General features: G+C 60.3%; 14 protein-coding genes. 6 read left to right on the forward strand and 8 right to left on the reverse strand.

Annotated features, from left to right (window positions below):
- Positions 1–72 precede the first annotated feature (72 nt).
- Both JUI81_RS00145 and JUI81_RS00150 read left to right on the forward strand, forming a co-directional pair.
- Positions 73–774 carry a response regulator transcription factor gene (locus JUI81_RS00145; RefSeq protein ID WP_007939075.1) on the forward strand — a complete coding sequence of 234 codons (702 nt, stop codon included), beginning with the start codon at positions 73–75 and terminating at the stop codon, positions 772–774.
- 3 nt (positions 775–777) lie between these two features.
- Entirely contained in the window at positions 778–2,079 is a 1,302-nt protein-coding gene (locus JUI81_RS00150; RefSeq protein WP_028940639.1) for an ATP-binding protein, read from the forward strand.
- 104 nt (positions 2,080–2,183) lie between these two features.
- Here JUI81_RS00150 and pncA read toward each other — a convergent pair whose 3' ends face one another.
- The gene (gene pncA / locus JUI81_RS00155) at positions 2,184–2,813 is read right to left on the reverse strand and encodes a bifunctional nicotinamidase/pyrazinamidase (RefSeq protein WP_204123331.1); all 630 of its coding nucleotides are present in this window, start codon (positions 2,811–2,813) and stop codon (positions 2,184–2,186) included.
- Between the two features lie 298 nt (positions 2,814–3,111).
- On the opposite strand from pncA, the gene JUI81_RS00160 reads away from it, so the two are divergent.
- The 3 genes from JUI81_RS00160 to nudC all read left to right on the forward strand — a co-directional run bounded on the left by JUI81_RS00160 (position 3,112) and on the right by nudC (position 5,751).
- Complete coding sequence (locus tag JUI81_RS00160; RefSeq protein ID WP_204123332.1) at positions 3,112–3,885, forward strand: class I SAM-dependent methyltransferase; 774 nt, start codon at positions 3,112–3,114, stop codon at positions 3,883–3,885.
- Between the two features lie 216 nt (positions 3,886–4,101).
- Entirely contained in the window at positions 4,102–4,914 is an 813-nt protein-coding gene (locus JUI81_RS00165; protein WP_018929117.1) for a crotonase/enoyl-CoA hydratase family protein, read from the forward strand.
- Positions 4,915–4,920: 6 nt separating this feature from the next.
- Positions 4,921–5,751 carry an NAD(+) diphosphatase gene (nudC, locus tag JUI81_RS00170; protein ID WP_018929118.1) on the forward strand — a complete coding sequence of 277 codons (831 nt, stop codon included), beginning with the start codon at positions 4,921–4,923 and terminating at the stop codon, positions 5,749–5,751.
- On the opposite strand, the gene JUI81_RS00175 is transcribed toward nudC, so the two are convergent.
- The 3 genes from JUI81_RS00175 to JUI81_RS00185 all read right to left on the reverse strand — a co-directional run bounded on the left by JUI81_RS00175 (position 5,719) and on the right by JUI81_RS00185 (position 7,728).
- Positions 5,719–6,498, reverse strand: coding sequence for a TSUP family transporter (locus JUI81_RS00175; protein ID WP_019578834.1), 780 nt, complete (start codon positions 6,496–6,498; stop codon positions 5,719–5,721). The two genes, nudC and JUI81_RS00175, sit on opposite strands and share 33 nt — an antisense overlap.
- Positions 6,499–6,631: 133 nt before the next feature.
- A complete protein-coding gene (locus JUI81_RS00180) occupies positions 6,632–7,108 on the reverse strand; it encodes a nuclear transport factor 2 family protein (RefSeq protein WP_018929120.1) in 477 nt (158 codons plus the stop codon).
- Between the two features lie 56 nt (positions 7,109–7,164).
- Entirely contained in the window at positions 7,165–7,728 is a 564-nt protein-coding gene (locus tag JUI81_RS00185) for a TetR/AcrR family transcriptional regulator (protein WP_019578835.1), read from the reverse strand.
- 228 nt (positions 7,729–7,956) lie between these two features.
- Between JUI81_RS00185 and pssA the strand changes: the two genes are divergently transcribed.
- Positions 7,957–9,300 carry a CDP-diacylglycerol--serine O-phosphatidyltransferase gene (gene pssA, locus JUI81_RS00190; RefSeq protein ID WP_204123333.1) on the forward strand — a complete coding sequence of 448 codons (1,344 nt, stop codon included), beginning with the start codon at positions 7,957–7,959 and terminating at the stop codon, positions 9,298–9,300.
- Positions 9,301–9,389: 89 nt separating this feature from the next.
- Here the strand turns inward: pssA and efeO (JUI81_RS00195) are convergent, their stop codons facing one another.
- From efeO (JUI81_RS00195) to efeU, 4 genes are read right to left on the reverse strand one after another with little or no spacing between them, the layout of a single operon-like run.
- Positions 9,390–10,214, reverse strand: coding sequence for an iron uptake system protein EfeO (efeO, locus tag JUI81_RS00195; RefSeq protein ID WP_019578837.1), 825 nt, complete (start codon positions 10,212–10,214; stop codon positions 9,390–9,392).
- A 26-nt stretch (positions 10,215–10,240) separates the two neighbouring features.
- Entirely contained in the window at positions 10,241–11,539 is a 1,299-nt protein-coding gene (efeB, locus tag JUI81_RS00200) for an iron uptake transporter deferrochelatase/peroxidase subunit (protein WP_204123334.1), read from the reverse strand.
- Between the two features lie 18 nt (positions 11,540–11,557).
- Positions 11,558–12,757, reverse strand: a complete 1,200-nt coding sequence (gene efeO / locus JUI81_RS00205) for an iron uptake system protein EfeO (RefSeq protein ID WP_204123335.1) — start codon at positions 12,755–12,757, stop codon at positions 11,558–11,560.
- A gap of 8 nt (positions 12,758–12,765) precedes the next feature.
- Positions 12,766–13,611 carry an iron uptake transporter permease EfeU gene (gene efeU, locus JUI81_RS00210; RefSeq protein ID WP_019578840.1) on the reverse strand — a complete coding sequence of 282 codons (846 nt, stop codon included), beginning with the start codon at positions 13,609–13,611 and terminating at the stop codon, positions 12,766–12,768.
- Positions 13,612–13,629 lie beyond the last annotated feature (18 nt).

Consider the following 13,629-nt stretch of genomic DNA (forward strand, 5'->3'; position numbering starts at 1 on the left):
CTCCTACAGTAGGAGCGAGGCTTGCCCGCGAAGAGGCCCTGAAGGTCGCCACAGCACTTTCTGGAAACACCCATGCCCAACATCCTCCTGGTCGAAGACGACACCGCACTCTCGGAACTGATTGCCAGCTACCTGGAACGCAACGGTTATTCCGTCAGCGTGATCAGCCGCGGCGATCATGTACGCGAACGCGCGCGGGTCAGTCCGCCGGACCTGGTGATTCTCGATCTGATGCTGCCGGGGCTCGACGGCTTGCAGGTCTGCCGCTTGCTGCGGGCCGATTCGGCGACGTTGCCGATCCTGATGCTCACCGCCCGTGACGACAGTCACGATCAGGTGCTGGGCCTGGAAATGGGCGCCGATGACTACGTCACCAAACCCTGCGAGCCCCGTGTGTTGCTGGCCCGCGTACGCACGCTGTTGCGTCGCAGCAGCCTCAGCGAACCGCAGACCGCTAATGACCGCATTCTCATGGGCAATCTGTGCATCGACCTGTCCGAGCGTACCGTGACCTGGCGCGAGCAACTGGTCGAGTTGTCCAGCGGCGAATACAACCTGCTGGTGGTGCTGGCCCGGCATGCCGGCGAAGTGCTGAGCCGCGACCAGATTCTGCAACGCCTGCGCGGTATCGAATTCAACGGCACCGACCGCTCGGTGGATGTGGCCATCTCCAAACTGCGACGCAAGTTCGACGACCACGCCGGCGAGGCGCGCAAGATCAAGACCGTGTGGGGCAAGGGCTACCTGTTCAGCCGCTCCGAGTGGGAATGCTGAATCATGTTCAGAATCCTGTTTCGTCTGTATCTGGTGACCATCGTTTCGTTCAGCGCGGCGATCTACCTGGTGCCGGACCTGGTGATCAAGGTCTTCCATGAGCGTTTTGTGACCTACAACCTCGATTACTCCCGAGGTTTGCAAACGCTGATCGTCAAACAGTTTCGTACGGTGCCTGTCGAGCAGTGGCCGGCGCTGGCGGCGGAGATGGACAAGGAGTTCCAGCCGCTGCACATCATTTTGGCCCGCAACGACGATGCCGAATTTACCCTGGATGAGCGCGAACGCTTGCAGCGCGGGGAGAACGTGGTACGCATCGGCGACTGGGGCTGGCGCACCCTGGCGGTGACACCGTTGAACGAGCAGATGGTGGTGGAGATGGTCGTGCCACCGGACCCCACGGATGTCAGTTGGTTGTACTGGAGCATCAACGTGCTGATCGGTGCGACGATGCTGGCCTGCCTGTTGTTGTGGCTGCGCCCGCACTGGCGCGACCTGGAACGTCTCAAAAGCACCGCCGAACGCTTCGGCAAGGGCCACCTGAGCGAGCGTACGCAGATTTCCCCCAGCTCCAACATCGGCAGCCTGGCCAACGTGTTCGACACCATGGCCGGCGACATCGAAAACCTGCTTAACCAGCAGCGCGACTTGCTCAACGCCGTGTCCCACGAATTGCGCACGCCGTTGACGCGGCTGGATTTCGGCCTGGCCCTGGCGCTGTCCGACGACTTGCCGGCCACCAGCCGAGAACGCCTGCAAGGCCTGGTCGCGCACATTCGCGAACTGGATGAGCTGGTGCTGGAATTGCTGTCCTACAGCCGATTGCAAAACCCGGCTCGGCTACCGGAACAGGTCGAGGTGTCGCTGGATGAATTCATCGACAGTATTTTGGGCAGCGTCGATGAAGAGCTTGAGTCACCGGAAATCGTCATTGATGTGCTGCTGCACGGTCAGCTCGAACGCTTCTCGCTGGACCCGCGATTGACCGCCCGGGCGATCCAGAACCTGCTGCGCAACGCCATGCGTTATTGCGAGAAGCGGATTCAGATTGGTGTGCAGGTGTGCGCCAAAGGCTGTGAGATCTGGGTGGACGACGATGGTATTGGCATTCCCGATGAAGAGCGGGAGCGGATTTTCGAGCCGTTTTATCGGCTGGATCGCAGTCGGGATCGCGCCACGGGCGGGTTTGGCCTGGGGCTGGCAATCAGCCGCCGAGCGCTTGAAGCGCAGGGCGGCACGCTGACCGCGCAGGCATCACCATTGGGCGGCGCACGGTTCCGTTTGTGGCTGCCCACCTCAGCCTGACGCATTCTTTGTAGCATCCGCCGGGCTTGCGAGGACTGCGTCCTCGAACGCAGCCTCGCAAGCTCGGCAGCTGCTACGAACCAGGCGGGGAAACGTTCAACAGTTCAGTCGAGCAGTTCGGCTGACTCAATCAACCCAACCCCCGCCACCTGCATCCGCTCAATCGCCGCCGCCAGCGACCCTTCCAGATCAATCGCGCGGCAAGCATCCATCACCACAAACGCATTGAACCCCGCCGCCCGCGCATCCAGCGCAGAAAACATCACGCAGAAATCCAGTGCCAGCCCGACCATGTAAACCGTGTCGATGCCGCGTTCTTTCAGGTACCCGGCCAAACCGGTGGTTGTGGTTCGATCCGCCTCCAGAAATGCCGAATAACTGTCGATGTCCGGGTTGCAGCCCTTGCGGATGATCAATTGGGCGTGGGGCAGGTCCAGCTCCGGGTGGAACTCGGCGCCGGGCGTGGCGCGAACACAATGCTCCGGCCACAGCGTCTGCTCACCGTAAGGCAACTGAATCACGTCGTAAGGCTTGCGCCCAGGGTGGCTGGAAGCGAACGAGGCGTGGCCGGGCGGGTGCCAGTCCTGGGCAATGACGACCTGTTTGAACTGGCGGCCCAGACGATTAATCAGGGGCACAATCAGGTCGCCCTCCGGCACCGGCAATTGACCGCCGGGAATGAAGTCGTTTTGTACGTCGATGACCAGTAAGGCAGCGCGTGAAGAAATTGGCATGGGGTAGGTTCCTCCTTGGAAAGTCGGGTGCAAGCATAGTGACAAGTTCGCTGGAGTGCTAAGCCGGCTTCTCAATAACTTCGCCGGGCCCTCCAGTGCTGCCGCCGGGTTATGCCCGATCAGCATCAAGGCGTGTTCCATGCTCGCCCAATAGACAACGGTCATGGACCTCATGGGCGATGGACGGTGAACACCGCAGTGTGAACAATTATTCATTTTTTTCTGACAATCATTGCAAGGAAAGCGCAAATCGAGGCGCTATCCTCGACAGCGTTCGTTGTCCATTTGGAGAACTGCCATGAAAGATCAGGTCCATCCCTCTGCGGCCGCAGGGTATAAAACCGGTGCCGACACCTATGTCCGTGGTCGTCCGGATTATCCACCCCAAGTGGCTGACTGGCTTACGGTTACCCTTGAGTTGAACGCCGATAGAACCGCGCTCGACCTAGGCGCCGGCACCGGCAAGTTCACCGGGCCGTTGGTGGCGACCGGGGCGCAGGTGATTGCGGTGGAACCTGTGCCGCAGATGCTGGAGAAACTGTGCGAAGCCTTTCCTGAGGTACTGGCAGCGAGCAGCACCGCCACCGACCTCCCGCTGCCGGATGCGTCGGTGGACGTGGTGGTCTGTGCTCAGGCCTTTCACTGGTTTGCCAGCACCGAGGCGTTGACCGAGATTGCCCGGGTGCTCAAGCCCGGCGGCAAGCTGGGGCTGGTGTGGAACCTGCGCGACGCCAAGGTCAGCTGGATGCCAAAACTGGATGCGATTGTCAACGCGCTGGAAGGCGACACACCGCGTTATTACACCGGCGCGTGGCGCGAAGCCTTTCCACATCAGGCATTCGGGCCGTTGCAGGTGCAGTATTTCAGTCATGGTCATACGGGGTCGCTGGAGGATGTAATTTTCAATCGGGTGCGCTCCATCAGTTATATCGCTGCGTTGCCGGTGGCGGAGCGGGCGAAGGTTGATGCACAACTGCGGGCATTGATTGCCGGGGAACCGGCGCTGAGGGGGCGGGATGTGGTGACCGTGCCTTATGAAACCGTAGCGTTTGTGGCGGTGAAGGGCCGTTAGATCGGCGGTGCGGCCTTCGCGAGTAAGCCCACACACAGGGAATTTGTGAGCGCCAAAGACCCCCTGTGGGAGCAGGCTTGCTCGCGAAAGGGCCGGTCCAGACGCTAAAAAAACCTGAAGCCAGTCCCGCATTTGGCCGAACCGCTGCCTTACTGCCGACACAGATGCCTTGTTATAGTTCGGGCTTCATTTTCTGTCCGGTAAAGGATCACTGCCATGTCTCAATACACCGCCTTCAGCGTCGAACTGGCCGATAACATCGCCCATGTGCAGATCAACCGTCCGGACAAGATCAACTCGATGAACGCCGCGTTCTGGAGCGAGATCATCGAGATTTTCCAGTGGATCGACGATACCGATGAAGTCCGGGTGGTGGTGCTCAGTGGCGCCGGCAAGCATTTCTCTTCCGGCATCGACCTGATGATGCTCGCCGGTGTGGCCAATGAGCTTGGCAAGGACGTCGGCCGCAATGCGCGCCTGCTGCGGCGCAAGATCCTGGCGCTGCAAGCGTCGTTCAACGCCGTCGACAACTGCCGCAAACCGGTGCTGGCGGCGGTGCAGGGTTATTGCCTGGGCGGCGCCATCGATCTGATTTCGGCCTGCGACATGCGTTACGCGGCTGAGGACGCGCAATTTTCCATCAAGGAAATCGATATCGGCATGGCGGCCGATGTTGGCACTTTGCAACGCTTGCCGCGGATCATCGGTGACGGCATGCTGCGTGAACTGGCTTACACTGGTCGCACCTTTGGCGCCGAAGAAGCGCGTAACATTGGCCTGGTCAATCGCGTCTACAGCGACACCGCCAGCCTGCTTGAAGGCGTGATGGGGATTGCCCGCGAAATCGCCGGCAAGTCGCCGATTGCCATCACCGGTACCAAAGAGATGATCAGCTACATGCGCGACCATCGCATCGACGACGGCCTTGAATACGTCGCCACGTGGAACGCCGCCATGCTGCAGTCCACCGATCTGCGCGTGGCCATGGCCGCCCATATGAGCAAACAGAAACCCGAATTTCTGGATTGATTAACCATGACTTCACGCTGGACCACTGCAGTACTGGACACCGATCAACCCGGCGGCTGGGCCGTGGCGCGCAGCCCCGAAGGCTTTTTGTTCGATGACAATGGCGCCCTGTTTCCACGGGAATGGCTCAAGCGTCAGGACTTGTCGGTTCTTGCCGAGCACGGCATCGGTCACCTGGATGGCGAACCGGTGTACCTGCTGGAACTGCGCAGTCACAGCGATGTGCCGGGCTGTAACTGGAAAGGCCTGCGGGCGTTCATGCTCGAGGGCGATCACACCGTCTATAAGGTTCTGGGCTATGCCGCGCAAATCGGTACCTGGGCCCGTGAGCACCGTTTTTGCGGCAACTGCGGGCAGGCGATGATCCAGGTGCCGCGTGAGCGGGCGATGTATTGCGAACCGTGCGATTTACGCAGCTACCCGCGTATTTCGCCGAGCATGATTGTGCTGGTGACCCGTGGCGACGAGGTTCTGCTGGCCCGTTCGCCGCGTTTTGTCACCGGGGTCTACAGCACGTTGGCGGGGTTTGCCGAGCCGGGTGAGTCGGCCGAAGATTGCCTGATTCGCGAGGTTCGCGAAGAGGTGCAGATCGAGGTCAAGAACATCCAGTACATGGGCAGTCAGTGCTGGCCGTTCCCGCATTCGATGATGCTCGGTTTTCATGCCGAGTACGCCGGTGGCGAGATTGTCTGTCAGGAAGACGAGATCGAAGACGCCCAGTGGTTCAACGTGCACGAGCTGCCGCCGTTGCCGGCGTCACGCTCGATTGCCCGCTACCTGATCGACGTCTACGTGGCGCGGCGCTTAGGCCACGCTGAACCAGTGCTGCCAGGCTAGGCGCACGGTCAGGCCGAGCACCACCGTAATGAACACCGGACGAATGAATTTCGCACCGCCGCTGATGGCGGTGCGCGCGCCGAAGAAGGCGCCGACCATCACCGACAGGCCCATGCTCAGGCCGATGATCCAGTCCACTTGCCCGGAAAAGATGAACACCGACAGCGCCGCAATGTTGCTGACGAAGTTCATGCTGCGCGCCACGCCGCTGGCCTTGACCAGGTCGATGGGGTAGAGCAGCAGGCTGCTGACGGTCCAGAACGCCCCCGTTCCCGGGCCGGCCACGCCGTCATAGAAACCGAGGCTGAAGCCTTGACTCGATTGCCACTTTTTCTTGATCGGTGCATCGCTGTCCAGCGGCGCTTTGGGTGTGCCGCCGAACAACAGGTACAGGCCGCAGGCGAACACAATTACCGGCAGCATCTTGTTCAGCCATTCCGCCGGCAAATAATGAGCGACGATGGCGCCGCTGAGCGCACCAACCAACGTGCCGACGATGGCGTGCATCCACTGCCGTGGATGAAACAGCTTGCGCCGGTAGAAGGTGAAGCTGGCGGTGGCCGAGCCGAAGGTGGAACTGAGTTTGTTGGTGCCCAGTACCAGATGCGGCGGCAGGCCGGCGGTCAGCAGCGCCGGGGTGGTTAACAGACCGCCACCGCCAGCGATGGCGTCAATGAAACCGGCAATGAAAGCGACGAGAGCCAGAACGGCCAGGGTAGTGAGGTCAACGCTGAGTTCGAAAGGCATGGAATGGGGCTTATTCGGCAGGGCGCAGAAGAGGGCTGCGGGGAAAGGCCGGTATCTTACCCATAAAGTTATCCGGGTACAGCCGATCGTTCCCAAGCGGGAGCGCGGGAACGATCGGTCAGGGGGATTGTGTTTACAGGCCTAGATCGGAGAGACCCGGGTGATCATCCGGCCGGCGACCCAGTGGCCAGTGGAATTTGCGCTCGCTTTCCTTGATCGGCAGGTCGTTGATGCAGGCGTAGCGGTTGAACATCAGGCCGTTCTCGTCGAACTCCCAGTTCTCGTTGCCGTAGGAACGGAACCAGTTGCCCGAATCGTCGTGCCATTCGTAGGCGTAACGCACGGCGATGCGGTTGTCGCCATGGGCCCAGAGTTCCTTGATCAGTCGGTAGTCCAGTTCCTTGGCCCATTTGCGGGTCAGGAAAGCTTTGGCTTCTTCGCGGTTGTGGGCGAACTCGGCGCGGTTACGCCACTGGGTGTCCAGGGTGTAGGCAAGAGACACCCGTTCCGGGTCACGGGAGTTCCAGCCATCTTCGGCCAGGCGAACTTTCTCGATGGCCGATTCACGGGTAAACGGCGGCAATGGCGGACGAACTTCGGCAGTAGACATATTAAGTCTCCCTATCAAATTAACGTTCAAACAAGTTGTCGGGCTTGTTTAAAGTGTTACAGGTCCAATAACTTTCGCGCCATGCATTGCGCATTATCGGCGGCACTGTGATCACCCATCACAAGCGCTACGGTAATGGCACCGTCGATCAGGATCAGCAGCTGTCTGGCCAGCGTCTCCGGGTCTGTTGCGCCATATTCGGTACAGAGCTCGCGCACGTAGTCGAGCAGTTTCTGTTTGTGGTCTTTGGCGACCAGGCGAACCGGGTCTTGCGGGTCGCCGGTTTCGCCGCTGGTGTTGATGAACGCGCAGCCACGGAAGCCTTCGGAGGCGAACCAGGCCTTGAGCACGGTAAACAGGTTGAGCAGCCGCTCGGCCGGGGTTTGGGCCTTGCCGACTTCGCTCCGGTACCAGTGCATCCAGCGCTCATCGCGGCGTTGCAGGGCCGCGACGACAAGCTCCTCCTTGTTGGCGAAGTAGCGGTAAATACTTTTTCTGGAGACGCCGGCGGTTTTCACCAGAAGATCCATGCCGGTGGCAGCGATGCCACTTTTGTAGATCAACTTTTCGGTGACATCCAGAATGATGTCGCGTGTGTCATTGCTAGTGATTTCGTTCATGGGGCTAACAGTAGAATGATCGTTCTTCATGGTCAAGTAGTTATTTGTAGCGCCTATGAAATTGCCTTCGCGGGCAAGCCTCGCTCCTACAGGATTTGTGTTCCAAACGACGAAAAACCGTAGGAGCGAGGCTTGCCCGCGAAGAGGTCTTTACAGACAGTAACAAGACCCAAACCCATCCATGGTGTAAGCTCTCAGGCTCTTCGGATTCGACCCTTTGCGAGCCCTATGCCGTTGCTTTTCAAACGTTCTCTGCTGCCTAAATTGCGCAGTTTTCCGCTGACCGCCGATGCCGTCACCATCCTCTCTGGCGCTGCCGAGTTCCGTCGTTGCCTGCTGGAAAAAATCGCTCAGGCGACCCGGCGCATCTATATCGTTGCGCTGTACCTGCAACAGGATGAGGCCGGCCAGGAAATCCTCGATGCGCTGCACGCGGCCAAACTGGCACGTCCGGAACTGGACGTGGTGGTGGTCGTGGACTGGCTGCGCGCCCAGCGCGGCTTGATCGGTGCCGGCAAGCAACCGGGCAACTCGGCCTGGTATCAGGAAACCACCCGTACCCACGAAAGCGAAGTGCCGGTGTACGGCGTGCCGGTGCAGACCCGCGAACTGTTCGGCGTACTGCATTTGAAAGGCTTCGTGATCGACGATTGCGTGATCTACAGCGGCGCGAGCCTGAACAACGTTTACCTGCACAAATTCGACAAGTACCGCTTCGACCGTTATCACCTGCTGCAGAATCAGGCGCTGGCCGATTCGATGCATCACCTGATCCAGCACGGTTTGATCACCTCCAAAGCGGTGCATCGCCTCGACCTGCCGAACTTGCCGACCACCCGCAGTCTGCGCCACGACATCGGCGATCTGCGCAGCCGTCTCAAGCACGCGGCGTACGACACCTCGGCGGGCAGCACGGCAAAGGGCGGTTTATCGGTCAGTCCGTTGCTCGGTGTGGGCAAGAACAACCCGTTGAGTCGAGTCATCTGCGAGCTGATCGCCAGTGCGCAGCATCAGCTGACCATCTGCACGCCGTACTTCAACCTGCCGCTGGCGGTGACCCGGGAAATCAATCGGGCCCTGGCTCGCGGCGTGAAGATCGACATCATCGTCGGCGACAAGACCGCCAACGATTTCTACATCCCGCCCAGCGAGCCGTTCAAGGTGATCGCGGCGCTGCCATACCTCTACGAAATCAGCCTGCGACGTTTCGCCAAGCGTCATCAGCGCAACATCGACAGCGGCAAGCTGAACCTGCATCTGTGGAAGGATGGTGACAACACCTATCACCTCAAGGGCATGTGGATCGATCAGCGCTACACCTTGCTGACCGGCAACAACCTCAATCCACGGGCGTTCCGTCTCGACCTGGAAAACGCGTTGCTGATTGATGATCCGAAAGGCGAGTTGCTGGAGCCGCGTGGCAAGGAACTGGCGGAGATTTTCCAGCACACCCGCCGTATTGAGCGTTACCTGGATCTGCAAACGCTGCCGGATTACCCGGCGGGGGTGGCCAAGTTTCTCAAGCGTGTGAGTCGCGTCAGGATTGAGCGGTTGTTGTATCGGATTTTGTAGGGTTCAAAAGCAAAGATTGCAGCCTTCGGCAGCTCCGCGCCTGTGGGCGCCGCCGCAGGCTGCGATCTTTTCACAGACAACGCCGATATTCAGTTCAACCCCAACTTCCCCCGCAACATCGACAAATCCTCAGCCAACGTATTCACCGGCCCGACCAGCGCTTTGCGGTCGCTGTCCTTCACCTTGTCATACGTTTCAAAACCACCCCCCGTAGTTTTGTACTTGGCTAACGTCTTGTTCACCGTAGCGAAGTTCTTGTCGACTTTGGCCATGAATGCCGCGTCTTGCTTCTCGATCTGCGGACGGAACAGGTCGACGATTTTCTTCGCGCCGTCGATGTTGCCCTGGAAATCATAGAGGTCGGTGTGGCTGTAGCGATCTTCCTCGCCGGATATCTTGGTGGCGGCCACTTCTTCAAGCAGCGCAGCGGCGCCGCCGACGACTTTTTCCGGTGGGAAGGTCAGGCCGGCGACGCGGGTTTGCAGATCTTTCACGTCTTTGTTCAAGCCGTCAGCCAGCTTGTCCAGACCCTGGGTGCTGTTCTCTGAAAACAATGAATATTCGATGCGATGGAAACCGGTGAAGTCTTCGGCCTTCACGCCTTTTTCGTGGTCGTCGACCCGCGAGTCGATGGACGCATCGAGGTCACTGAACAACTCGGCAATCGGTTCGATCGACTCGTAATAGACGCGGGTCGGTGCGTAGAGCTTTTTCGCGGTGGCCAGGTCGCCTTTTTTCACTGCGTCGGTGAACTGCTGAGTGTGGTTGGCCAGTTCGTCCAGTTGTTCGGTGACGTAGATCTTGTAATCAGAGATCGGCCCCACCAACTCCAGCGGCGCCGTCGCCGCGAAAGCCGAAAACGGGGTGTTGAGCAAACCAAGGGTCAGCAGTAACGCGAGGGGCGACTTTTTCATGGGACGGTTCCGTGGAGTTGTAAGGGTCAGACTGAGGCTTTGGGTTGTGTGGCGTTGAGCAGCGAGCGGCCGATGAAGTCCTTGTCGCCGGTCACACCCGGCAGGGTGAAGAAGTACCCGCCGCCAACCGGTTTCAGGTATTCCTCCAACGGCTCGCCATTGAGTCGGGTCTGCACGGTGATGAAGCCTTTTTGCAAATCCGCCTGGTAACAGATGAACAGCAAACCCATGTCCAGCTGACCGTTTTTGTTCACGCCGTTGGAGTAGTTGAACGGTCGGCGCAGGATCAGGTTGGCCTGGGTTGCGGCGGTGCGCGGGTTGGCCAGGCGGATATGGGCGTCGAGTTTGGTCAGCTTGCCTTCCGGGTCTTTGGCGTAATCCGGGACTTGGGTTTCATGCGCTCCATCCATCGGTGCACCGGTGCTCTTGACCCGGCCGATAATGCTTTGCTGTTCTTGCAGCGGCGTGCGGTCCCAGCGTTCGACGAAGTTGCGGATGATCCGCACCGCCTGATAGCTGCCATTGACCGCCCAGGCTGGTTCGTCACTGCCGGGCTGGACCCAGACGATGCTGTCCATGGCCTTGGCGTCGTTGGAATCGGGGTTGGCGGAGCCGTCACGAAAACCCAGAAAGTTGCGTGCGCTTTGCGCCGGCACACCGGGTTTCGTCGGAGCTTGCGGAGGCACGCTGCCTTCCTGTTTCCAGCGCACCAGCAACAGGTCCGGCAGGTTTTTCACAATGTCGCGCAGGGCGTGGATATTGGTGTCGGCGGTGTTGGAGCAGAACTGCACACTCAGGTCGCCGTGGCAGCAATCGGCTTCCAGCGCATCGTTGGGAAAACCGACCATGCGGATCAGCCGCTCGGGCTTGACGCCGGCCAGACCGAAGCGCTCGTCGAACAGCGACTCGCCCACCGATACGGTGATGGTCAGGTTGTCCGGTGTGACCACCGGCCCAAGAATCCCCGAATCCAGCGGTGGCAGTTTGGGGTCGACCTGCGCCACCGGACCGCCTTGCATCAGGAACGCGATACGCTCGTTGAGCGTGCGAAACAGCCGCTCCAGATCTGCGCGGTCGTTGGCCAATACGTCGAACGACACCAGCATGCCGGATGTTGGGCGCGGGGTGACGATGCCGGTCTGGTGCGGGCCGTGAAAGGCGTGGCGGTCCTCGGTCTTGTCGCTGCTCGGTGCTTCGGTGACTTGCGCGGGGCTGGCAGCCATGGCTGGGCAACTCAGGGCCGAACCGGCTAACGCCACACCGGCGGCTCCCATGCCCATCAATACGCGACGGCGTTGTGCTGAAAACTGTTCTGAGTCGTTCATTTGTCTGAGGTCTTCTGCTTACAGGCCGGAAAGGCCAAGGGCGGGATCGATTCCATCGAGTGCATCGGCCAGAACCTTGGCCTTGTCGGCGATACGTTTGCGCTGTTCAGCGCTGACAGTGTCGTAGCTGGCGTAGCCATCCTTGACCTTGAAACCGTTGAGTTCGGCGTCGAAGGCCGTGACCACGCTGTCGATCTTCGCCAGTAGTTCAGCGGCAGATTTGCTCAGCAATGGCCGCAACAGGTCGACGACTTTGCGGGTCGCGTCGAGGTTGGCGGCGAAACCGTTCAGGTCGGAGTGGCTGTAGCGTTCTTCTTCGCCGCTGCTGGCGCGTACCTCGGCGAGGCTGTTGAGGTTGCGCACCAGCATGCTCACCAGTTGTTCCGGTGGCAGCGACTGGGCCAGCAGTTGCTGTTTGAGATTGGCGACATCGATGCTCAGGCGTTGTGCAACAGGCGTCAGACCGTCGAGGTTGCGTTGTTGGAACAGCGCGTATTCGAGGCGGTGGAAGCCGACGAAGCCCGGATCCTGCTCGCGCTTATCGAAGTAATCGGCGCGGGCGTTGATCGCGTTGTCCAGCTCCGCCAGGCGCTGGGCTGCTGGAGCCAACCGTTGATAGGCTGCGCGAGCCGGCACATACAAGGCTTGCGCCTGGCTCAGGTCGCCGGCCTCGATCGCTTGCTCAAGCGCGGCGACGGCTTTGATCAATGCGGTGCTCTGGCTGTTCAGGTACACGCGGAATTCCGACAGCGGGCCAATGAACGCCACCATCGATGGACGCGCCTTGGCCGCCGCATCGGACGCGGCGGTCGGGGTGACATGCAAGCTGCCGCGCGGATTGCTCAGCAGGCCACAGGTGATGGCGTAGTCGCCGGGTAACAGGTTGGCGTTGATCACCTGGCTCAGGCCGGGGGCGATGTTCTCGCGCTCTTCGACCACCAGCACACCGTCAAGAATTTCCCATTCGACGGCACGGTCCGAGCGATTGACGATACGGAAACTGGTGCGACCGGCCGGAACCGTCAGCGCATTCGGTTCGCAGCTGTGCGGGTGAAGGGTGACCAGCACTTGGTCGTGGTTGCTCTGGCGCTTGGCGGCGGCCATTTTCGAGGCGTAGTAGAACAGGCCACCGGCGGCGATCATCACGATCACCGAACCGGCTACCGCCCAGCGCAAGGCGCGGGGAGGGGAAGCCACTGGAGGAACTGGCGTTGACATGAAGGCCCTTACTGGCTGGAAACGGAGGAGGGTGTTTGCGCAGACGTGGCTACGGGAGCCGGGAGAAAAAACATCACCAGTGCCACCAACAGATAAGTCAGATATGCCCCGAGGGTGCTGACCGTCGGTGCGTCCTGGTAACCGAACATCCCGGCCAGCACCGAGCCCAGCGGGCCGTCCATCGGCAGCGTGGCGCTGAAATCGAAGAGCACGGTTTGCAGGTGATTCCACACGCCGGCTTCATGCAGGGCTTGCACCGAGTTGGCGAGAATCCCGGCGGCCACCACCAGGATGAACAAACCGGTCCAGCGCAAGAACGCCGAGAGATTCAGGCGCAGGCTGCCGGTGTAGATCAGGAAGCCGACGATGATCGCCAGGGCCAGGCCGAGCAGGGCGCCGAGCGGTGCGGCCGGGCCTTCGCTTTGCTGGAACACGGCGAGCAGGAAGAACACCGTTTCCAGGCCTTCCCGGGCGACGGCGAAAAACACCATGGCGATCAGCGCGGTCACTTGATGCCTGGAGCCGGTCAGCGCCTGATCGAGGGAAACGTGCAGCGAATGCTTGATCGAACGCGCCACCTTACGCATCCAGAACACCATGGAGCTGAGAATGCCGACGGCCAGTAAACCGACCACACCTTCAAACAGCTCTTGCTGCTTTTGCGGGAATTCAGCACTGACCAGTTCCAGGCCACCGCCGACCAGCAGGGCCAGCGCGGCGGCGAGGAATACGCCGACCCACACTGCCGGCATCCATTGGCCACGACCGGTCTGCTTGAGGTAACTGGCGATAATGCCAACGATCAACGCGGCTTCGATGCCTTCGCGCAGCATGATCAGAAAAGGAACGAGCATTCAGCACCGGGGAGTCAT

This window comes from Pseudomonas sp. 008, from assembly GCF_016861935.1.
GTDB lineage: Bacteria > Pseudomonadota > Gammaproteobacteria > Pseudomonadales > Pseudomonadaceae > Aquipseudomonas.

Bases quoted from the DNA above. Each gene is read 5' to 3' on its own strand.
- JUI81_RS00145 (WP_007939075.1), top strand. From the start codon at position 73: ATGCCCAACATCCTCCTGGTCGAAGACGACACCGCACTCTCGGAACTG.
- JUI81_RS00150 (WP_028940639.1), top strand. From the start codon at position 778: ATGTTCAGAATCCTGTTTCGTCTGTATCTGGTGACCATCGTTTCGTTC.
- pncA (WP_204123331.1), bottom strand. From the start codon at position 2,813: ATGCCAATTTCTTCACGCGCTGCCTTACTGGTCATCGACGTACAAAAC.
- JUI81_RS00160 (WP_204123332.1), top strand. From the start codon at position 3,112: ATGAAAGATCAGGTCCATCCCTCTGCGGCCGCAGGGTATAAAACCGGT.
- JUI81_RS00165 (WP_018929117.1), top strand. From the start codon at position 4,102: ATGTCTCAATACACCGCCTTCAGCGTCGAACTGGCCGATAACATCGCC.
- nudC (WP_018929118.1), top strand. From the start codon at position 4,921: ATGACTTCACGCTGGACCACTGCAGTACTGGACACCGATCAACCCGGC.
- JUI81_RS00175 (WP_019578834.1), bottom strand. From the start codon at position 6,498: ATGCCTTTCGAACTCAGCGTTGACCTCACTACCCTGGCCGTTCTGGCT.
- JUI81_RS00180 (WP_018929120.1), bottom strand. From the start codon at position 7,108: ATGTCTACTGCCGAAGTTCGTCCGCCATTGCCGCCGTTTACCCGTGAA.
- JUI81_RS00185 (WP_019578835.1), bottom strand. From the start codon at position 7,728: ATGAACGAAATCACTAGCAATGACACACGCGACATCATTCTGGATGTC.
- pssA (WP_204123333.1), top strand. From the start codon at position 7,957: ATGCCGTTGCTTTTCAAACGTTCTCTGCTGCCTAAATTGCGCAGTTTT.
- efeO (WP_019578837.1), bottom strand. From the start codon at position 10,214: ATGAAAAAGTCGCCCCTCGCGTTACTGCTGACCCTTGGTTTGCTCAAC.
- efeB (WP_204123334.1), bottom strand. From the start codon at position 11,539: ATGAACGACTCAGAACAGTTTTCAGCACAACGCCGTCGCGTATTGATG.
- efeO (WP_204123335.1), bottom strand. From the start codon at position 12,757: ATGTCAACGCCAGTTCCTCCAGTGGCTTCCCCTCCCCGCGCCTTGCGC.
- efeU (WP_019578840.1), bottom strand. From the start codon at position 13,611: ATGCTCGTTCCTTTTCTGATCATGCTGCGCGAAGGCATCGAAGCCGCG.